This window comes from Microbacterium cremeum (assembly GCF_015277855.1).
Taxonomy (GTDB): domain Bacteria; phylum Actinomycetota; class Actinomycetes; order Actinomycetales; family Microbacteriaceae; genus Microbacterium; species Microbacterium cremeum.
On record NZ_CP063812.1, the window covers coordinates 3,941,361 to 3,961,470 of the forward strand.

Sequence of the window (20,110 nt, forward strand, 5' to 3'; positions counted from 1 at the left end):
AACCATCGCTACGCATGGGCGCTGGGCACCGCTCGCCAACGGCGCCGACAGTTAATCTCGCTCGAGCAGACGCCCTAACCCAAAGCTGCGCGAGATCTCCTCCTGCAGCGCATCCCGATCGGTGTAGGTTCTGAATCAACGTAGCGACAGGGAGTTCCGCAGGATCCGGCGAGGTTCTATGGATGCCTGCCGCCTCTTCGCTCGGTCCGCTCAGCTGACCGCGCTAGTCCCAGATTTCAGCAGTCGGAGTTCCAGGACGCGCTGCCACTTCACCACGTTGGTCGCGTCGTCCGGCCGGAGGGTGCGCATGTGGGCGAGGCGGTTGCGTATCGGCATGATCTGAGCGCCGAAGCGACGCCAGAATGCGGCGTTGAGACCGAGGTCCCCGATCTCCGTCCTGTCCTTCAGTTGCAGCAACTCCCCGAGAGAGAGCCACTCCAGTGGATCGCGAAGGTGCTTGATGGAGGTGGCGGCAAGGTATGCCTCTTCTGTCGCACGTTCCAACACCTTTTCGGTGAGGTCAGCGTTCAGGCATTGCTGCCGCCAACTCCCGCCCCACGCGGTCACTGCCCGCTTGCGGATCTCGCGGCGAATGATCCGCTCGATCTTCCACAGCCCGGCGCTGACGTCGGTTAGCTGGTGCTGGGGATCCAGGTCATCCGAGAGGACGTCATCGAGTGCTGACTTCAGGGGGACGAGATGCTTGGAGAAGTTCCAGCTTCGGGTTGCGCCGTTCGGGGCAGTGATTCCGGCTCCGTCGAGAGCCTCGAGCTCTCGCGCGGAGAGCGTGCTCAAGGCGGTTTCTCCGGTGAGCATGCTTTCGTAAAGGGCTCTGTCCAGGGACGCGCAAAGCTCCGGCCCTAGCTCGCTCAATGCCTGCCGCAGCAGAGGTGTGGGGTCCGTGCCATCCTCCACGCACGCTGGAAACCCTTCCGGTCCGTTCGATTTGACGACTGGCGCGTGCGCGAAGCTCGCGTCATCGAGGAGCGAGCTCCCCACGACTGCGGGGTATGCGATCCGAGGTGCCCTCGAGAGCAGCACGACCCGGGTGCCCGCGTCGACGTCTGCGAAGACGCGCTCCCGCAGCGCACCCATAGCGACGTCAGGGCTGGTGACCGCGAGGTCCTCCATGTTGTCGAGGAGGAGGGTGCCTTCAACGCGCTCCCTGTCGGGCTTCATGTACGTGCGGACAGTCTGGACGGCCAGGTGGGACGAGGTCAGGGCGCGGCGGGCGGGTTCGTTGCTGGAGCCGAGTTGCAGGAACACCACCCGCAGTTGCTCAGCCTTCTGGTGGATGAGCTCCACCCACGCGGAGTAGTCGACGGCGCTCACACCAGCTCCAGGATGACGCTCGCCTGATACTCGCCATCGCGCTCGTATATCAAGCCAAGATCTTTGAGCCGGCGCACGGCAACGTGTTCGCTGGGGGCGAGTTCCTTGAAGTCCCCCGGGTCGTCCATCAGCAGCTCGAGCATCACTGCCTCGGTCGCGTAGTAGCGCTTGACGTGCTGGATCATCTCTTCGATGTTCCCCTGGACGCGGCTCTTCCAGTCGTCCAGTTCGGTCAGCACAGCCGAGCGGATCATGGTGCGTTGGAACACATCGGTAGGGAGGTGTCGCACGACGGCAGAGCTGAGGTTCCGGTAGAGATACGCGTGGCCTCCGGATGCCTCGTGGAGAGCTTCCAGGGCGCCAGGCTCGATCTGTATCCCCATTTTTCCGCCCACGGTGCTCGCAAGCTCATCAGCTTCCTCACGTTCCAACGGCTTCACATAGACGGCTTTGGCCCACGAGAACAGGGGATTCGGACGTCCATAGAGCCGGCCGGCCTCGACGATGGCGCTGGTGAGGCCGGACAGTACGAACGTGAAGTTCTCGGACTCTTGAACGATGCTGCGAAGTGCGGACAGCAGCTGTGCGACGCGTGGCATGTCGCCTTCAGCGATGTCGATCCGGTCTGCCGGGGTCAGGTACTCGATCTCGTCCAGGAGCAGGAGAATCCGATAGCCGTCCTTCCACAGGTGTTTGAGGATCACCTGCAGGGCGTTCTTCAACTCAAGGATGGACGGCCGATCGGACAGCTGAGATAGCTCCTGGGTGCGCAGCTTGTGCGTCTTGAGTTCGGCGATGAGCCGGCGGCGCAGATCGCTGACGATGTCGTCGGTGGGATCCTCTGGCGGCGAGGGGAAGGCTTCAAGATCCATCAGCACGGTCACAATGTGGTCGTCGTGAAGTTCTTCCTTCAGTTGCATGAGGATGCTCGTCTTGCCTGACTTCCGCAGCCCGAACACGCCCGTCACCTGCTGGTTGAAGACGTCGTCCCGCAGAGACTGCAGCAGGGTGCGGCGGCCGAAAAAGCTCGCTCCAAACACTGGGGTCGTCATGTAGAACAGGTCCCGCGCATAGATATGGTTGCGCAGCAAAGTGATCAGGGACAGCTCATCCTCGTCGTCGATCAGGAAGGGGATGGCGAGCTTCGACGGTCGAGACCAGTCGTTGAGCTTGATGCCCAGTCGCTGATCCGGGGACCACATGAAGAAGATGTCTGGCGTGACCGGCTGGTCCTTCTTCGCCAGCTCGCGAGCGGCCGCCTCGAACGTGCGGACTTGCAGGTCTTCGTGGGGACTGTAGAACAGCATCACCTCACGCGTGAAACCGAACCCAGCTTCGATTGCGCCGCTGAATCGCACGTGCACGATCACGCAGTCTTTGAAGCCGTCCTGTTTGCATGGTCCGGCGTACACGACCTGTGACCCGAGACTGCGCAATGCGTCTAGATGATCGCCGAAGGCGGGGAACCGCTGCCTGGTCTTCTGGATGTTTTTGAGCAGATCGGGGTGACGCGGCACGGGAACTGCGCCTGCGCGCCACCCGTGCTGACGGGACGACGGCGCGGTGGGGTCGAAGGTGGGGCTGTCCACGTACGGGTCGACGTGATCACGGCGCACGGGTGAGGGGCGGGGCGCGGGCCGAGGTGTGCGCACTCCGAAAGTCGCTCTCACTTTCGCGGCGACCGGCGCTTCGATGGTGGACGATGGGCTCTTGACGTACTCGCCGAGCAGCTTCAAACGCGCAAGCACCGTTGCGGCGTCGACACCGAGCTCGCTCGCGAGTTCGTGAACTCGAATCTTGGCCATGAATCTCCTCTGGGAACCCTCTTGTGCCAACATCCTTGCGCGCCGCTGCCCGTCAGGTCGCGCACCATGTCAACCAGATTGCCCGGGTCTGCACGTGGGCCAGTTTCTCTCGATGACCGCCGAGCTCGCGGACGTAGTCGTAAGCGTCGTCTGCCGTCAGCAGGCCGATGCGTGCGGCGAGTCGAAGCAGATCCCAGGTCGTGTAGGTGCGGATGCCGTGCTCCTGGGCGCGTTGGGCGGCAGACCGGTCGTCGGTGACGAAGAAGGCGCTCAGGCCGCGGTTGGTGATGATCGAGATCGTCTCCGCTTCGCCGAGATGGCGAGTGGGCGCGTCGCCGGGAGCGGCCAGGGAGGTGCGGATCGTGGTGGTGTCGACGATTTCCTGACCAGTCTGCAATCGGAGCGGCTCACCGAAGATGGTGTGCGCCTGGGTCATCGTCTCAAGGCCCGGTTCGTTGGCGCTGCGGTCGCATTCGCCGGCGACGGTTCCGCACCATCTGCCGTTGTCACGGACCAGGGTGGTCAAGAGATCCATCCGTTGGATTCGCGCGAAGCGCACGAGGACGGTGTTATCGGGGAGCAGGAGATGTGTGGTCACGTGGTCACGAACCCGAGTGCCCGCGCAAGCTCGTCGATATCCGCGTCGGGGGTGTCGGGTTCGTCGATCTCGATCTCGTCCTCGTCCACGTCCAGCATCCACGCCAGGGTCGCCTTGGGCAGGCGGCCCTGGGAGATGAGTTCGACGTGGGCCGCCTGCAGCTCCAGCGGGAAACGCCGGGAGGCGGCCGCGTCCATGCGTGCGGTGATCTGATCGGTGCCGTCGTGGTTCCAGCTGGGGAACCGGCGCAGGATCTTCTGTGTCGTCCAGCCCAGCATTTGGTCGACGGCGGGTGATGTCGGACAGCGCAGCAGGGCGAGCCGGCGTCGAAGCGCGTCGGACGACACTCCCCATTCCCACAGTTTCGCGGCGATCAGATCCCCGGATGCCGAGGTCCAGTCGATGTGTTGGATGACGCTGCGAGGCAGCAGAAGTTCCGCTGCGAACGCGTTGGCTGACGTCTCTTGCGTATCGTTCTCGCCCCGGGTGGTCGGCTCCGGGGTGTTGGCGTGGCCGAGTGCGACGTGGCCGAGCTCATGGGCGAGGGACCAGTTCTGATGGAACCAGTTACCGGTTTCGTTGAGGATGATGACCACCCGGTCGGTGATCGTGGCGGAGCAGGCGTTGCGCAGACCGCCCAGTCGGATGACGTCGATTCGGTAGACCTCGGATAGCCGCTCCGCGAAGGTGCGGACGAACGCGTCACCTAATGCAGCCCGGACGGCATCCGCATCCGCTGGAACATTTATCGACTTGCTGGACAACTCGGCCTGCCGGTAGGCGAGGGACACTCTCTCGACGGTCGACCGTAGGTCGTTCCAGTCAGCGTGACGGTCCCCCGTGTCGTGGTCAAACTCGTGACGAGCGACCACAAGGGCCTCCGCCGGGTCACGCTCACCGGTGGCCAGCCAGTACATGGAGGTGTTCAGCACCTCGGACAGGGCCGCGAGCTCGGCAGCGGAGAACCCGCGGCTGCCGTTCACGGCGCGCGAGAACGCGTCGGGAGTCATCCCGATCTCCTCCGCAATGCTCGCGTGGGTGCGCCCGGGGAGGACCTCGCGAACGCGCGCACGGACGCGCTCCCCAACCTCCATAGCGACTATGCTAGCAGGAATTGGGATATTCCCAATCAGCTGGGTGGGGTGAGTAGCAGGGGAGCGCGCGTTGGAGAGCTTTGATGAGGGCCTGCGGTGCCAGGACGTGCACTCCGGATTGCGGAACATCGACCCGAACTCGGCGATCCTGACCCCGCTGACCGGAACGCTGAAAATCGGCATGGCGGCGAGCCTGGCCGCCCTGGTCCGCGGGCAGGACGTGGTGCCCGACGCGGAGTCGCTGCGTGCTGTCGCCGCCGAGCAGCTCGATGTCAGCCCTTATGCGTTCAACGAGGTCGTCTACTCGCTGGAGCGTGCCGGGTTCGTCACGAACTCGGAGTGGGCCGTGCAGCACCCCCAATACGATCGCTCGCAGTACGGTGGCGGCTGGACTCTCGCGGACCGCTAGAGCCTCTCGCAGAGTACAAATGTCAGCGAGAGTCGACGCAGCGTAACCCCACTCCCAAAACTCCCCTTCAGGTACGGAGTCGGGATGACTCCCCAAGCACGCATCGAGCTCAGCGAGCACCTCATCGACCGTCGCCTCGGCAACCTTCGAAGCCGCAATAGCCGCCGCCACAGGACTCGCGTCGATCCCCACCGAGGAGAGCCCCAATGTCCGAGCCGCGAAGAGGGTCGTTCCACGCCCACAGAATGGATCGAGTACCCGATCGGTCGGAGCAGCCTCGCGAAGAACATCGAGCGGGAACGACAGCGGGAACATCGTGAAGTACGGGCAGGCCGTATTCAGTCGCTGTTGCACAAGCGACAGCTCGCGCACCGCCGCTTGCTCCACGCCCTCATAATACGGAGAACCCGCAGCGCTGACCGCACATCTGCGGGCAGCGCGCCCACGGCGTCTGCTCCGAAGTTGCCGCGCGGAGTGGGTGCGTAGCCCCGCGATCGTTCCACGCGACGTGTCGGATCCGACAAGTAGCCGACATCTCGATCTGGAATCCGACACTTTCACGTGGAACCTACAACTACCCGAAGTCCCCGGGGGCCATGTCGGTGAAGCGGGAGAAGTGGCCCTGGAAGGCGACCGTGATGGTGTCGGTGGGGCCGTTGCGGTGCTTGGCGACGATGAGGTCGGCCTCGCCGGCGCGCGGGGAGTCCTTCTCGTACGCGGCCTCGCGATGCAGCAGCACGACCATGTCGGCGTCCTGCTCGATCGAGCCCGATTCGCGGAGGTCGGAGAGCGCGGGTTTCTTGTCGGCGCGCTGCTCGGGACCACGGTTCAGCTGCGACAGCGCGATGACCGGGCACTGCAGCTCCTTCGCGAGGAGCTTGAGCGCCCGGGAGAACTCCGAGACCTCCTGCTGGCGCGACTCGACGCGCTTGCCCGATGTCATGAGCTGCAGGTAGTCGATGACGACCATCTTCAGGCCAGCGCGCTGCTTGAGCCGGCGGCACTTCGCCCTGATCTCGACGAGCGTCATGTTGGGGCTGTCGTCTATATAAAGAGGAGCGTCGTTGATGCGACCGCGGGTCGCGGCGATCGTCGTCCAGTCACGCGAGTCGAGCGTGCCCTTTCGCATCGACTGCAGCGGCACCGCCCCCTCGGCACTCATCAGACGCATGGCGATCTCGCTGCGCCCCATCTCGAGCGAGAAGAAGATCGTCGGCATGTCGTGCTTGATCGCCGCGGCGCGTGCGAAGTCGAGAGCCAGGGTGCTCTTACCCATCGCAGGCCGCGCGGCGATGATGATCATCTGCCCGGGGTGCAGGCCGTTGGTCAGCTGGTCGAGTCCCGCGAAGCCGGTCGGGATGCCGGTCATCTGGCCGTCGCGACCCCGCGCCGCCTCGATCTCTTCGACCGCGGCATCCACCGCGATCGTGAGCGGCACGTAGTCCTCGGCCGCCTCCGCACCCGTCACCGAGTAGATCTCGGCCTGCGCGTTGTTGACGAGGTCGAGCGCCTCGCCCTGGCCGGAGTAGCCCATCTGCACGATGCGGGTGCCGGCCTCGACGAGGCGCCGCAGCAGCGCACGCTCCGACACGATCGAGGCGTAGTAGCCGGCGTTCGCGGCGGTCGGCACGATCGACGTGAGCGTGTGGAGATAGTCCGCGCCGCCGGCGCGCTGCAGTTCGCCGGTCTTGATGAGCTCGTCGGTGACCGCGACGACGTCAGTGGGCTCACCGTGCGAGTAGAGCGTGAGGATGGCCTCGAAGATCAGCTCGTGCTTGGGGATGTAGAAGTCGGTGCCGCGCAGCGTCTCGATGACGTCGGCGACGGCGTCCTTCGACAGCAGCATGCCGCCGAGGGCGCTCTGTTCGGCGAGCAGGTCGTGCGGGGGAGTGCGCTCGTACTCACGGGGACCCCCCATGCGCTCCTCGGAGATGTCGGCGATCGACATAGGCTGCGCGTCCTCCAGATCGTTCGTTCCATCGTCCGAGTTCGGGGCGACGTGCGCCGCTCGGCGCGCCGCGGCGTGCGAGCACGCGCGACCGACAGGATGCCTCGGCATTCTGCTCGTCGACACGCTCCTGCGCGTGAATCCGATAGTCGCCGCACTGCTGCAGCGCGCCCCCCGAATGGGCCGAGACCCAAGGTAAGGACGGCCTCCGACACTCGCAACACGGCCTGTGGATAACTGTGTGGAAAGACTGCGAGAAACGCCGACGCACCTGTGAACAACCACTGTGGACAACTGCCGGGTTTTCTCGTGCATGCACCTTGAAAAGGGCTTCTGATCTGGCACTGCGCGTTCCACAGCCTGTGGAGGAGGATGTGATTGAAGTCCCTCTTTAAGGTTTTGCTCCCGGCCGGCACCTGTGCACAATTCCGGGGACAGACGCGGCTCCGCGCGCACATGAGCATGCTCCGTGCGCGCGAACACCGACAACACGCGGATCTCGACCGTCGAGTACCTAGACACACCCCGCCGAGGAGGGTAACGTCTGAGGTCCAGGCACCCTCACGCACGTCCGTTCCGGAGCGTGCGGCGTTGTTCGTCGTGGGAGGTGAACGTGGAGATCGCAACCTCGCAACTGCCGAAGGCGGTGCGACTGGCCCTCATCGGGGCCGCGACCGCGTTCGCCTGGATCGTCCTCTCGCTCGCGCTGGGCCTCGGTGCCTCGCACGCGAACGCCGACGATTCCGACCGCAACGGGCTGCTCGGGGGTGCGCTCGGCGCCGTGACGTCGCTCGTCGACGACACGGCCTCCACGGTCACCAGCACCGTCTCGACGGTCACGACAGGCGTCAAGAACACCGTCAACACGGTCGTCAGCGTGGCGCCGGCTCCCGTGCAGCAGCCGGTGAGCCAGGTCGTGCAGACGGTCGGCACGGTCGTGAACACCGTCACCCAGCCCGTGACGGAAGTCGTCTCGGGCGGCGTCGTCTCGGGCATCACCGAGCCGGTCGTCGGTATCGTCGCCGAGGTTCCGGTGGTCGGCGGGATCGTCTCGGGCATCGGGCTCGACGACGCCGTGACCGACCTCGGCAAGACCGTCGATGACACGCTCGGCGGCGTCGTCGGAGCGGTCGACGAGACGGGCTCGAACATCGGCCAGCCGCCGGTCGACGGCTCCACGCCGGGTGGACTCCCGCCCGTTCCCGGGCTTCCCGGGCTCCCTGCTCTCCCCGGCCTCGTGGACGGGCCGCAGGCGCCCGACGCAGTCGCGCCTGGCGCGGCAGCCGTCATCGACCTGACGGACGCCTGGACCACCGTGATCTCGCCGGCAGCTGCCTTGCGCGCCGCGTGGGACGCGGCATCCGCCGCCGTCTGGCACGCCGACAACGGCTCGATCTTCTCCGCCACCGCCCCCGCGGGTCACGGCGGAGTCCCTGGTTCTGCGGGAGGGCTCTGCCCGCTCGCGTCTTCTTCCGCGGGATCCGGTGGTGCGGGTCCCGGCGCCTGGGCAGTGGCTGCCCTCCTTCCGCTCGTCGCACACCGTGCCTGGGTGCGCCGTGCCGGAGCCGAGGACGACCGCGTGCCGCCGGCGCCTGCCGGATCCACCGACGTCTCCCCTGACTGATCGGCTCGTCGCCGCGTTCTTCATCGCGGCCTACGACGAGTAGCGCGTCGTCACGCGCTAGCAGTGCGCCCTCACGCGCTGCGAAAACCGATCAATCAGCTAAGGGGAACAACCATGCGTACTTTCTACAAGCGCGCCCTGTTGGGCACGCTCCTAGCCGGCGGCATCACGCTGCTCGGCGCGACGGTCGCCCACGCGGCCGAGACGACCGGTGAGGATGGGCTGCTGTCAGGCACCCAGGCCATCATCGACGTCAACCTCCCGATCAACATCAGCGGAACCTCGCTCTCGGTGATCGGCGACTCCTCGAGCCAGCAGGCGGCCGCACCCGCCGCCGCTCCGGCGCCGGCTCCGGCCGCCGCCACCACGAGCGGCGAGAACGGCGCCGCGTCTGGCACCCAGGCCCTCGTGTCGGTGAACGTGCCGATCACGGTGGCGGGCAACTCCGTCTCGGTCGTCGGCGACAGTTCGTCGACGGATGCCTCGACCCCCGCGGCTGCGCCATCCAGCGCTCCCGCGAGCTCGGCCGAGACGTCCGGCCAGGACGGGCTGCTGTCGGGCACCCAGGGGCTGGTATCGGTCGCCGCACCGGTGACGGTGGTCGGCAACTCGATCTCGGTCGTCGGCGACAGCTCGAGCGAGGGAGCCACCGCGGCTCCTGCAACCTCGGGCGGCGCCACGGCGGCTGACGCCTCGACGGACGGCGGGGACTCGATCCTCGGCGGCACCCAGGTCGTCGCGCCGGTCACCGCGCCCATCTCGGTGGTCGGCAACGCCATCTCGGTGGTCGGAGACAGCAGCACCGAGGGCGCAGGCACGGCGTCCACGGGCGGCACCACCGGCGGTTCTGCTCCGGCGACGTCCGGCTCGACCGACGGCACCGACTCGGTCCTCGGCGGCACCCAGGTGATCGCCCCGATCGCGGCACCCATCACGGCCGTCGGCAACGCCGTCTCGGTCATCGGCGACAGCAGCAGCGCGGACGCAGGCACGGCGCCCGGCACCGGCACGCCGGGCGGCTCGACGGATGCGACCACGGGCGGCGAGGACTCGATCCTCGGCGGCACTCAGGTGATCGCCCCGATCGCGGCACCCATCACCGCGGTCGGCAACGCCGTCTCGGTCATCGGCGACAGCAGCTCGACCGGAGCGGTCGCGAGCCCGGGCACCACGACGGGACCCGGCACGTCGCCGACGACCGGCGGCCTCGGATCGATCCTCGGCGGAACGCAGATCCTCGCGCCGATCTCGCTTCCGATCACCATCGGCGGCAACGCCATCTCGGTGATCGGCGACAGCTCGACCGAGGGACCGACCGACCCGACCGACCCGACCGACCCGACGGACCCCACGGACCCGACGGATCCCACGGACCCGACGGACCCGACGGATCCCACGGACCCGACGGACCCCACCGACCCGACCGACCCGACGGACCCCACCAACCCCGGTGACGGCACCACGGGCGGCGGCTCGAACGCCGTCACGGGCTCGGCGGCCGGATCGGCCGGCACCGAACTCGCCGCGACCGGAGGAACGGGTGCACTGCCCGCGCTGCTGATGGGGCTCCTGCTCCTGGTGGCCGGTGTGGTCGCACGCGGGTTGCGGCGGCGCTCCGCGTAGGTAGGAGTCCGGGGGACTGTCATGTTCCCCAGACGGGGCCCTCGCCTCGACCTGCGCGAGCGGGCGGGGGGGTCGTTTCCTCCCGAGGGCGATCCTCCCGCCATCTGACCGTCTCCGACCGCCGTGGTCCGGCATTGCCTGGATCGGACCGCGGTGGTCGGAGGCCTCGAATCGGCGGATGCCGCGACCCGGGGGGCTCGCGGCATCCGTCGGTACAACAGGAATTCGGCAAGACAAAAGAAGGATGCCGCGGACCCTCGGGTCCGCGGCATCCTTTCTGTGCGCCGGAACTACTTGGCGGCGACCACCTGCAGGGTGATCACGGCGGTGAGGTCGTCGCGAAGACGGACCGTCGCCTCGTGCTCGCCCACCGACTTGATCGGCGAGGTGATGTGGATCTTGCGCTTGTCGAGCTCGCCGAGGCCCGCGGCCTTGACGGCGTCGGCCACGTCGGTGGTCTTCACCGAACCGAAGAGGCGACCCTCTGCGCCTGCCTTGACGGCGAGGCGGACCTTGTTGGACTCGAGGGCGTCCTTGAGGGCCACGGCCTCTTCGTGGTCGTGGATCGCGCGCGACTCGCGGGCGGCACGGATCGACGCCACCTGCTTCTCGCCACCGCGGGTCCACGCGACCGCGAAGCCCTGAGGGATGAGGTAGTTGCGGGCGTACCCGTTCTTGACCTCGACAACGTCACCGGCGCCACCGAGCCCGGCGACCTCGTTCGTGAGAATGAGCTTTGCCATGTCGGTACTCCTTAGCGGCCAGCGCCGGCGTAGGGCAGGAGCGCCATCTCGCGCGCGTTCTTGATCGCCCGGGCGATCAGACGCTGCTCCTGCACCGAGACACCGGTGATACGACGGGCGCGGATCTTGCCGCGCTCCGAGATGAACTTGCGAAGAGTGGCGACGTCCTTGTAGTCGATGACGCCGACACGGATCGCCTTCGCGGGGGCAGCGTTCTTCGCGCCCTTCCGCGGCTTCCGGCGGTCGCCGGTTGCCTTTCCAGCCATGGGTCTTCCTTACTGAGAATGTGTGATTTCGACGGATGCCGGAGCCCGATGCGTTTCGTCTCGCTTCGCTCGCTCAACGACCGGAGGCATCCAGAGGGTCAGAACGGGGTGTCGTCGCCGTAGGCGCCGGGAGCCGCCCAGGCATCGCCACCGGCCGCGCCGCCGGCGTTCGCCGAACCGGGCGTCGACCAGGGTTCGTCGGCGACCTGCGCCGGACGCGACTGACCGCCGCCGCCGCCGAAGCTGCTGGCACCGCCGCCGCTGCCGCCGGCCGCGCGCGTGACCTGTGCGGTCGCGTAGCGCAGCGACGGGCCGATCTCGTCGACCTCCAGCTCGATCGCGGTGCGGTTGTTGCCCTCGCGGTCCTGGTAGCTGCGCTGCTTGAGGCGACCGGTCGCGACGACCCGCATGCCCTTCGTCAGCGAGCCGGCGACGTGCTCGGCGAACTCGCGCCAGACGCTCGCGCGGAGGAACAGCGCTTCGCCGTCCTTCCACTCGTTGGCCTGACGGTCGAAGTTGCGCGGCGTCGACGCGATCGTGAAGTTCGCGACGGGGAGGCCGTTCTGCGTGTAACGCAGCTCGGGATCAGCCGTGAGGTTTCCCACGACGGTGATGATCGTCTCGCCGGCCATGAGCCTTAAGCCTTGGTCTCGACAGGCTCGACCCGGCGGGCGCCCTTGGCCGTCTTGCGGGCGGCACGCTCGTCGGCGCGCTGCTTCTCGGACGCGACCATGGCGATGGCCTCCTCGGCACGCAGCACCTTGGTGCGCATGACCTGCTCGCTGAGGTTCAGCTGGCGGTCGAGCTCCTGCGTGATCTCGGCGGTGGCGGTGAAGTTGACGACGGCGTAGATGCCCTCGGTCTTCTTCTGGATCTCGTACGCCAGGCGGCGACGACCCCAGATGTCGATGTTCTCGATGGTGCCTCCGCCGGTCGTGATGACCTTGAGGAACTTGTCGAGAGTGGCGCCGACCTGGCGCTCGTCGATCTCAGGGCTCAGAATGACCATGAGTTCGTACTGGTGCGTCACTAACCCACCTCCTTCGGACTAGAACGGCTGCCGGGCATTTCCCGGCAGCAGGAGGGTGTGTTGCACGTCATCCGACTTCTCGCGAGCCCTGATCCCATCGGTGAGATCCGAGCTGCGTGCGGACAACCCTCCTATGGTACCGGATGCCGCAACCCCCGCCCAATCGCCCCGGTCAGCGGAAGGCGCCGAGCCCGGTGAGATGCTGACCGAGCACGAGCGTGTGCACCTCGTCGGTGCCCTCATACGTGCGGACGGACTCGAGATTGGCGGCGTGGCGGATCGGGGCGTTCTCGAGCAGCACCCCGTCGCCGCCGAGGATCGTGCGGGCCTCGCGCGCGATCCCGATCGCCTCGCGGACGTTGCTGAGCTTGCCGAGCGAGATCTGCGCGGGGGTGAGGGTTCCGGCATCCTTCGCCCTTCCGAGGTGGAGGGCGAGCAGCGCGCCCTTCTGCAGCTCGACCACCATGTCGACCAGCTTGCGCTGCGTGAGCTGGAACCCGGCGATCGGGCGGCCGAACTGCTCACGCCGCAGGGCATGGCGCAGTGCCGCCTCGTAGCTGTCGCGCGCGGCGCCGAGCGCGCCCCAGACGATCCCGAACCGGGCTTCGTTCAGCGCGGCGAAGGGTGCGCGCAGTCCTCGGGCCTCGGGAAGGAGAGCGGATGCCGGCACCCGCACGTCGTCGAGGCGCAGCTGCGTCTGCACCGACGCGCGCATCGACCCCTTCGGCTCGAGCACCGTGATCTCGAGCCCCGGCGCGTCGGTCGGCACGAGGAATCCGCGCACTCCGTCGTCGGTCTGCGCCCACACCACCGCCAGCTGTGCGACCGACGCCAGGCCGATCCAGCGCTTCGCGCCCGTGAGCACCCAGTCGTCGCCGTCGCGCCGGGCATGCGTGGTCATGCTCGCAGGGTCCGAGCCCGCGCCCGGCTCGGTGAGGGCGAAGCATGCGATCGCGTCGCCCGCGGCCAGGCGAGGCAGCCACTCCTGCTTCTGCTCGTCGCTGCCCCAGCGGTGGATCGAGCCCATCGCGAGCGAGCCCTGCACCGAGACGAACGTGCGGATGCCCGAGTCTCCGGCCTCCAGTTCGAGGGCCGCCAGACCGTACTCGACGGCGCTGCGACCGGGGCATCCGTACCCCTCGAGGGTCATCCCGAGCACGCCGAGGCGTCCGAGGGCGGGGGCGAGCTCGACGGGGAAGCGGGCCCGGTCGAACCACTCGGCGATATGCGGGCGGATCTCGGCGTCGACGAAGGCGCGGACGCGGTCGCGGACGGCTCGTTCGGCATCCGTCAGCAGGCCGTCGATGCCGACGACGTCGGCCGCTTCGCGCAGCGCGTCGAGATCGTCGGGGTCCCTCGCAGCATCGGTCATGGCGCCTCCTCGCGTCGGAATGCTCTGGCGCGCGTGCTCTCGCGCGGGCACCCGTCTTCGATTGTGCCCTGCGGGGCGGCCCGCGGCGTTTCGTCTCGCTCCGCTCGCTCAACGACCGGGGTGTCCGTCGTCGGGGGTGTCGGTCGTTGAGCGAGCGAGGAACGAGCGAGACGAAACGCGCCGAACCTGCGGGGTAGCCTGGCCGCGTGAGCGCACCCCACCCCACGACGGCATACCCGTTCGACGCGCGGCCGCTCGCGGAGCCGCTGGCGCCGGGCGCCGCGCGCGGGTTCGTCGACGAGCTGCGCCGCGCCGGCCGGCTTCCCGCGGGCCTGAGCGGGCCCGGCGTGTTCACCGTCGCCTTCGCCGTCGTCTTCGCGGTCGCCGCGGGATCGATGCTGCTCGTGATGGCCACCACCGTGATCGGTGCGTTCGTGTCGATCTCGGAGGGCTCCGGTCTCGTGGGCGCCCTCCTGATGCTCGTGCCGTTCATCGTCGTCGGCGCGCTCGTCTCCCTCGCGATCGTCGCCTTCTTCCGCGGCCGCCGCGCCCGCGAGGAGCGCCTCTACCGGCTCGACCGCTTCGCGCGCGCGAACGCGATGTCGTACCTGCCGCAGTTCGACAGCCCCGGGCTTCCGGGCATGATCTTCTCGCTCGGCAGCTCTCGCCAGGCCACCGACCTCGTACGCGGCGAGCGCCCGCGCTTCGTCGAGTTCGCGAACTACCGCTACGTGACCGGCTCGGGCAAGAACCGCACGACGCACACGTGGGGATACGTCGCGGTCAAGCTCGACGTGCCGCTGCCGCACATCGTGCTCGACGCCACCGGCAACAACGGCCTGTTCGGGTCGAACCTGCCGCAGGCGTTCCACAAGGATCAGCGCCTCAGCCTCGAGGGCGACTTCGACCGCTTCTTCTCGCTGTACTGCCCAGCCGGGTACGAGCGCGATGCGCTGTACCTGTTCACGCCCGACATCATGGCGCGCTTCATCGACAACGCCGCGGCGCTCGACGTCGAGATCGTCGACGACTGGCTGTTCCTCTACGCCAAGCGCGACTTCTCCACGCTCGACCCGGCGACGTGGGCCTGGCTGTTCTCGGTGGTCGGTGCCCTGCTCGACAAGTTCGCGCAGTGGGCGCGCTGGCGCGACGAGAGGCTGCGAGCCGGCGACTCGATACCGGATGCCTCGGCCCCACCCCTCGAATCCGCTCGCGCCGGCGCGGGCGCGAGCGCCGCAGGCGCGGCATCCGTCCCCTTCGCACCCCCGCTCGGCGCGCTGCGCCCGCCGCCCGGCGTCGCACCGCAGGGACGCCGCCTGCAGAGGCGCGTGCCGTGGGTGCCGATCGTGGTCGGCGGCGTTATGGTGCTGTGGTGGATCCTGTCGAACTCCGGCCTGCTGGCCGTGTGGTTCGCCGACTGATCCGACACGGCCGGGGCGTTTCGTCTCGCTCGCTCGCTCAGCGACCGAGAGCGGGCGGGGCGTTTCGTCTCGCTCCGCTCGCTCAACGACCGAGAGTGGGCAGGAGGGAGGGGCGTAGGCTTTCGGACGTGCGATTTCTGTGTGCCACGACGCCCGGTGGGCGTGAGGAGGTCCTCGGCGCGCCCCGCGCCGAGCGGAGGTAGCCGCGGGCGTCGCCTCTGATGCGACGCGCTGCACCTCCGCGGACCGCCGGTTCGCGGCATCCGATCACCGTCGCCGCCGTGGCGACGCCTCTGTGGAACAAGGGATCATGCACGCATTCACCGAGAAGGACATCCGCGCGTCCTTCGTCAACGCCTCTCTGCGCGAACGCAACGCCCTCGTCGTACCCGAGCTCGCCTCCGTCGAGTGGGCCCGGCTCGACTATTTCGGCTGGCGAGACCCGAAGCAGCCGCTCGCCGGCTTCCTCGTCGCCCCGGTCGACGACGAGCCGGTCGGCATCCTGCTGCGCCAGACCGAGCAGCGCACCCGCACGCGGGCGCAGTGCTCGTGGTGCGAAGACGTCACGCTGCCCAACGAGGTGGTGCTGTTCGGCGCCAAGCGCGCCGGCAGGGCCGGCCGCAACGGCGACACCGTCGGCACCCTCCTCTGCGAGCGGTTCGAGTGCTCCGCGAACGTGCGCCGCCCGATGCCGCCGGCCTACCTCGGGTTCGACGTCGAGGCCGCACGGCAGCGCCGCATCGAGGCGCTGCGCGCCCACGTCGACCGCTTCGCGCGAGACCTCCGCGACAGCCGCTGACCACGGCGACCGTTCAACCGGCGGACCGCGGGGCGAGAGCCGAGAGCAGTGCGAGCTTGTCGTGGCTCTCGGAGCCGGGCACGGCCGTGTAGACGAGGAGCGACTGCGACTGCTCGGGGTCGAGGAGCGTCTGGCAGGTGAGCTCGAGCGCACCGAGCTCGGGGTGGACGTACCGCTTGACCTCTCTCGGCCGGAGCCCCACCTCGTGCCGGTCCCAGACCGTGCGGAACTCGTCGCTGCGTGCCAGCAGCAGGTCGGCGAGCTGCGCCGCGCGCGAACCCGGTCCGCGCCGCCCCATGACCTCGCGAAGCCCCGATGCCCACAGCCGCGAGAGGAACTCGTGATCTTCCTCGGCGTACAGCGCGCGCGTTCGCGGATCCGTGAACCAGCGGAAGCCGATGCTGCGCTCCGGCCCCGTGAGCGAGGCGGTGTCGCCGGTGAGCGCGACCCCGAGCGGCGTCTGCCGCAGCGTCTCGCCGAGTTCGGTCACGATCTCGGCGGGCGTGTCGTGCAGTCGATCGAAGATCCGCAGCGTGCCCGGCCCGATGTGCTCCCCGGCGGCGGCGGGTGCCGGCGGCGAATGGCCGGCGAGGCGGAACAGGTGGTCGCGCTCGGCGCCGGTGAGGTGGAGCCCCTGCGCGATCGACGCGATCATCTGCTCCGACGGGAGCGGACCCGTCGCCCGTTCCAGCCGGGCGTAGTAGTCGGTCGACATGTGGCAGAGCGCGGCGACCTCCTCGCGGCGCAGACCCTCCGTGCGGCGGCGGGCGCCGCGGCGCAGGCCGACGTCTTCGGGCTGGAGGGTGCCGCGGCGCGTGCGCAGGAACTCCGCGAGCCCCGTCCGGTCGATCGCCACGTCGGCACCTCCTGTCGCCATCGATCATCACACCGCCTCGGCGCCGTATCCACGCTCTCTCGAGTCCTGGATACGCATCCGAAGACGCCGAAGAGTGGAATGCGAACGAAGGAGCCGTCACATGACCCGCACGAAGATCGACATCGCCATCCCCTCACTCACCGGGCGCCGGGCCGTCGTCACGGGAGCGAGCGACGGCATCGGCCTGCGCATCGCCACGCGACTGGCGAGGGCCGGCGCCGAGGTGGTGCTGCCCGTCCGCAATCCGGCCAAGGGCGAGTCCGCGAGCGCCTCGATCCGCGCCGCCGCGCCCGGCGCGCACATCGCGCTCCAGGAGCTCGACCTGTCATCCCTCGCCTCGATCACCGCGTTCGGCGAGGCGATGCGCCGCGACGGTCGTCCGGTTCACCTGCTCATCAACAACGCGGGCGTCATGTCGCCGCCGTCTCGGCAGACCACCGCCGACGGGTTCGAGCTGCAGCTGGGCACGAACCACCTCGGGCACTTCGCCCTCGTCGCGCATCTGCTGCCGCTGCTGCAGGCGGGGGCCGCGCGGGTGACCTCCCAGGTGAGCATCGCCGCCGCACGCGGAGGAATCGACTGGGACGACCTGCAGTCCGAGCGCTCGTACGACGACATGCGGGCGTACCGGCAGTCGAAGATCGCCCTCGGGCTGTTCGCGCTCGAGCTCGACCGCCGCAGCGCCGCAGCCGGATGGGGCATCACGAGCAATCTCTCGCATCCAGGCGTCGCGCCGACGAGCCTGCTGTCGGCGCGCCCCGAGCTCGGCCGCACCGCCGACACGTCGGCCGTCCGCGCGATCCGGTGGGCGTCGGCACGCGGGCTCCTGGTCGGCACGCCCGAGACGGCCTCCCTTCCCGCACTTCTCGCTGCGACGTCGACGGATGCCGGGGGCCGCCGCCTCTACGGACCCCGCGGCCTCGGTCACCTGGGCGGCGCCCCCGCCGAGCAGCCGCTGTACCGGACGCTGCGCAGCGAGGAGGACGCCGCGCGGATGTGGTCGCTCTCGGAGGAGCTCACGGCGGTGGCGTACGCCGGCACGTGAGACTCACCCGTGCGGTGCCAGTCCGAAGTGCTCGAGCTCGGCATCCGTCAGCATGCGAGAACGGATGAGGAACCGGTTGCCCGTCGGGCCCTCGACACTGAAGCCGGCACCGCGGCCGGGCACCACGTCGATCGTCAGATGCGTGTACTTCCAGTACTCGAACTGCGCTTCCGAGATGAAGACCTCCATCTCGTCGTCGAGTCCCACCTCCAGCGCGCCGAGCCGCACGTCGGAGGGTCCGGTCACGAACATGCCGACCGGATAGCACATGGGCGCGCTGCCGTCGCAGCAGCCGCCCGACTGGTGGAACATCAGGGGTCCATGCTGCGCCGTCAGCTGCCGCAGCAGGGCGGCCGCGGCATCCGTCACGGCCACCCTGCTGTAGATCGTCGCCTGTGTCATCGGCCTAGAAGAAGCCCATGGCCCCTTCGGCGTACGACACCAGCAGGTTCTTGGTCTGCTGGTAGTGGTCGAGCATCTTGAGGTGGTTCTCGCGGCCGATGCCCGACTGCTTGTACCCGCCGAACGCCGCGTGCGCGGGGTACTGGTGGTACGTGTTCGTCCAGACCCGACCGGCCTCGATGGCTCGCCCGGCGCGGTACGCGGTGTCGCCCGAGCGGCTCCACACACCGGCCCCGAGGCCGTAGAGCGTGTCGTTGGCGATCGAGATCGCGTCGTCGAAGTCGTCGAACGACGTCACCGAGACGACGGGGCCGAAGATCTCCTCCTGGAAGATGCGCATGTCGTTGGTGCCCTCGAACACCGTCGGAGCGACGTAGAAGCCGTCGCTGAGATCGCCGCCCAGGTCGACCCGCTCGCCGCCGGCCAGCAGCTTCGCGCCGCCCTGCTTGCCGATGTCGATGTAGCTGAGGATCTTCTCGAGCTGGTCGTTCGAGGCCTGCGCGCCGATCATCGTCGCCGGGTCGAGCGGGTTGCCCTGCACGATCTTCGACACCCGGTCGAGCCCGTCGCCGAGGAAGCGATCGTAGATCGAGCGCTGGATGAGCGCACGCGACGGGCACGTGCACACCTCGCCCTGGTTGAGCGCGAAGAACGTGAAGCCCTCGAGGGCCTTGTCGTAGTAGGCGTCGCCGGTGTCGCGCGCGACGTCTTCGAAGAAGACGTTCGCGCTCTTGCCGCCGAGCTCGAGCGTCACCGGGATGAGGTTCTGCGACGCGTACTGCATGATGAGCCGGCCGGTCGTCGTCTCGCCCGTGAACGCCACCTTGCGGATGCGCTTGTGCTGCGCGAGCGGCGCGCCCGCCTCGATGCCGAAGCCGTTGACGATGTTCACGACGCCGGCGGGCAGCAGATCGCCGATGATGTCGAAGAGGAACAGGATCGACGCCGGCGTCTGCTCGGCGGGCTTCAGCACGACGCAGTTGCCCGCGGCGAGCGCCGGCGCGAGCTTCCACGTGGCCATGAGGATCGGGAAGTTCCACGGGATGATCTGCCCCACCACACCCAGCGGCTCGTGGAAGTGATACGCCACCGTGTCTTCGTCGAGCTGGCTGAGCGAGCCCTCCTGCGCGCGCAGCACGCCGGCGAAGTAGCGGAAGTGGTCGACGGCGAGCGGGATGTCGGCGGCCATCGTCTCGCGCACCGGCTTGCCGTTCTCCCACGTCTCTGCGACCGCGATCCGCTCGAGGTTCTGCTCGATGCGGTCGGCGATCTTGTTGAGGATGACGGCGCGCTCGGCGGGGGTCGTGCGCTTCCACGACTCGAACGCCTTCCACGCGACGTCCACCGCGCGGTCGACGTCTTCGGCGGTGCCGCGGCCCACCTCGCAGAACGGCTTGCCGTTGACCGGCGAGATGTTCTCGAAGTACTGACCCTTGATCGGTTCGACGAACTCGCCGCCGATGTAGTGGCCGTAGCGGGGACGGTAGTCGGCGATCGAGCCGCGCTGCCCGGGGGCGGCGTAGACGCTCGAGACGCCCTCTTCGACGATGGTCATGCTGGTCTCCTTCGACGCGTTCGCGACGGTCGTCGTCGCGGTGCCTCGAAGGTAGGACGGGGCACGTTGCAGAACGTTGCAACGGGGGTCGGGAGCGTTTCGTCTCGGTCGCTGCGCTCCCTCGCTCAACGACCGGGGGCCGCTCCCGCCGCCGGCCGGTCGTTGAG

Annotated in this window: 19 protein-coding genes and 1 pseudogene; 6 read left to right on the forward strand and 14 right to left on the reverse strand. The window is 68.4% G+C overall.

Features of this window, described 5'->3' with window-relative positions; translation table 11 throughout:
* Window positions 1-210: 210 nt before the first annotated feature.
* From IM778_RS17450 to IM778_RS17465, 4 genes are read right to left on the reverse strand one after another with little or no spacing between them, the layout of a single operon-like run.
* On the reverse strand, window positions 211-1,332 hold the full coding sequence (locus tag IM778_RS17450; RefSeq protein WP_194410043.1) for a hypothetical protein: 1,122 nt from the start codon (window positions 1,330-1,332) through the stop codon (window positions 211-213).
* Entirely contained in the window at window positions 1,329-3,137 is a 1,809-nt protein-coding gene (locus IM778_RS17945; protein ID WP_194410044.1) for a translation initiation factor IF-2 N-terminal domain-containing protein, read from the reverse strand. The genes IM778_RS17450 and IM778_RS17945 overlap by 4 nt, the downstream gene beginning before the upstream one ends.
* Before the next feature lie 52 nt (window positions 3,138-3,189).
* Window positions 3,190-3,735 carry a hypothetical protein gene (locus tag IM778_RS17460; RefSeq protein ID WP_194410045.1) on the reverse strand — a complete coding sequence of 182 codons (546 nt, stop codon included), beginning with the start codon at window positions 3,733-3,735 and terminating at the stop codon, window positions 3,190-3,192.
* The gene (locus IM778_RS17465) at window positions 3,732-4,745 is read right to left on the reverse strand and encodes an ImmA/IrrE family metallo-endopeptidase (protein WP_194410046.1); all 1,014 of its coding nucleotides are present in this window, start codon (window positions 4,743-4,745) and stop codon (window positions 3,732-3,734) included. Before IM778_RS17465 ends, IM778_RS17460 begins: the two co-directional genes overlap by 4 nt.
* A gap of 154 nt (window positions 4,746-4,899) precedes the next feature.
* On the opposite strand from IM778_RS17465, the gene IM778_RS17840 reads away from it, so the two are divergent.
* Complete coding sequence (locus IM778_RS17840; protein WP_228484873.1) at window positions 4,900-5,238, forward strand: hypothetical protein; 339 nt, start codon at window positions 4,900-4,902, stop codon at window positions 5,236-5,238.
* 165 nt (window positions 5,239-5,403) lie between these two features.
* Here the strand turns inward: IM778_RS17840 and IM778_RS17905 are convergent.
* A pseudogene (locus IM778_RS17905) lies at window positions 5,404-5,553 on the reverse strand (DNA methyltransferase); the annotation flags it as partial.
* A 259-nt stretch (window positions 5,554-5,812) separates the two neighbouring features.
* Window positions 5,813-7,186 carry a replicative DNA helicase gene (gene dnaB / locus IM778_RS17475; RefSeq protein WP_127817972.1) on the reverse strand — a complete coding sequence of 458 codons (1,374 nt, stop codon included), beginning with the start codon at window positions 7,184-7,186 and terminating at the stop codon, window positions 5,813-5,815.
* A 613-nt stretch (window positions 7,187-7,799) separates the two neighbouring features.
* Here dnaB and IM778_RS17480 point away from each other — a divergent pair.
* Window positions 7,800-8,810, forward strand: coding sequence for a hypothetical protein (locus IM778_RS17480; RefSeq protein WP_228484650.1), 1,011 nt, complete (start codon window positions 7,800-7,802; stop codon window positions 8,808-8,810).
* Window positions 8,811-8,924: 114 nt separating this feature from the next.
* The gene (locus tag IM778_RS17910; protein ID WP_194410048.1) at window positions 8,925-10,433 is read left to right on the forward strand and encodes a chaplin family protein; all 1,509 of its coding nucleotides are present in this window, start codon (window positions 8,925-8,927) and stop codon (window positions 10,431-10,433) included.
* Window positions 10,434-10,723: 290 nt separating this feature from the next.
* Here IM778_RS17910 and rplI read toward each other — a convergent pair whose 3' ends face one another.
* The 5 genes from rplI to IM778_RS17510 form a co-directional block, all read right to left on the reverse strand.
* Window positions 10,724-11,176, reverse strand: a complete 453-nt coding sequence (gene rplI, locus IM778_RS17490; protein WP_194410049.1) for a 50S ribosomal protein L9 — start codon at window positions 11,174-11,176, stop codon at window positions 10,724-10,726.
* Window positions 11,177-11,187: 11 nt separating this feature from the next.
* Complete coding sequence (gene rpsR, locus IM778_RS17495) at window positions 11,188-11,442, reverse strand: 30S ribosomal protein S18 (RefSeq protein ID WP_013584646.1); 255 nt, start codon at window positions 11,440-11,442, stop codon at window positions 11,188-11,190.
* 98 nt (window positions 11,443-11,540) lie between these two features.
* Entirely contained in the window at window positions 11,541-12,074 is a 534-nt protein-coding gene (locus IM778_RS17500; RefSeq protein WP_194410050.1) for a single-stranded DNA-binding protein, read from the reverse strand.
* 5 nt (window positions 12,075-12,079) lie between these two features.
* Window positions 12,080-12,472: a 30S ribosomal protein S6 gene (gene rpsF, locus IM778_RS17505; protein ID WP_194410051.1), complete on the reverse strand. Its 393-nt coding sequence runs from the start codon at window positions 12,470-12,472 to the stop codon at window positions 12,080-12,082.
* Between the two features lie 172 nt (window positions 12,473-12,644).
* Window positions 12,645-13,844, reverse strand: coding sequence for an acyl-CoA dehydrogenase family protein (locus IM778_RS17510; RefSeq protein ID WP_194410052.1), 1,200 nt, complete (start codon window positions 13,842-13,844; stop codon window positions 12,645-12,647).
* Window positions 13,845-14,050: 206 nt separating this feature from the next.
* Here IM778_RS17510 and IM778_RS17515 point away from each other — a divergent pair, with 206 nt between their 5' ends.
* Both IM778_RS17515 and IM778_RS17520 read left to right on the forward strand, forming a co-directional pair.
* Entirely contained in the window at window positions 14,051-15,265 is a 1,215-nt protein-coding gene (locus tag IM778_RS17515) for a hypothetical protein (protein ID WP_194410053.1), read from the forward strand.
* A 310-nt stretch (window positions 15,266-15,575) separates the two neighbouring features.
* Complete coding sequence (locus IM778_RS17520) at window positions 15,576-16,064, forward strand: FBP domain-containing protein (RefSeq protein ID WP_194410054.1); 489 nt, start codon at window positions 15,576-15,578, stop codon at window positions 16,062-16,064.
* 13 nt (window positions 16,065-16,077) lie between these two features.
* Here the strand turns inward: IM778_RS17520 and IM778_RS17525 are convergent, their stop codons facing one another.
* Window positions 16,078-16,920: a helix-turn-helix transcriptional regulator gene (locus IM778_RS17525; RefSeq protein WP_194410055.1), complete on the reverse strand. Its 843-nt coding sequence runs from the start codon at window positions 16,918-16,920 to the stop codon at window positions 16,078-16,080.
* Between the two features lie 121 nt (window positions 16,921-17,041).
* On the opposite strand from IM778_RS17525, the gene IM778_RS17530 reads away from it, so the two are divergent.
* Window positions 17,042-17,986 carry an SDR family oxidoreductase gene (locus IM778_RS17530; RefSeq protein ID WP_194410056.1) on the forward strand — a complete coding sequence of 315 codons (945 nt, stop codon included), beginning with the start codon at window positions 17,042-17,044 and terminating at the stop codon, window positions 17,984-17,986.
* Window positions 17,987-17,989: 3 nt separating this feature from the next.
* Here the strand turns inward: IM778_RS17530 and IM778_RS17535 are convergent, their stop codons facing one another.
* Window positions 17,990-18,388 (reverse strand): DUF779 domain-containing protein, encoded by a 399-nt coding sequence (locus tag IM778_RS17535; RefSeq protein ID WP_194410057.1) that lies wholly within the window; start codon window positions 18,386-18,388, stop codon window positions 17,990-17,992.
* Window positions 18,389-18,392: 4 nt separating this feature from the next.
* Window positions 18,393-19,943 (reverse strand): acetaldehyde dehydrogenase ExaC, encoded by a 1,551-nt coding sequence (gene exaC / locus IM778_RS17540; protein ID WP_194410058.1) that lies wholly within the window; start codon window positions 19,941-19,943, stop codon window positions 18,393-18,395.
* Window positions 19,944-20,110: the final 167 nt, after the last annotated feature.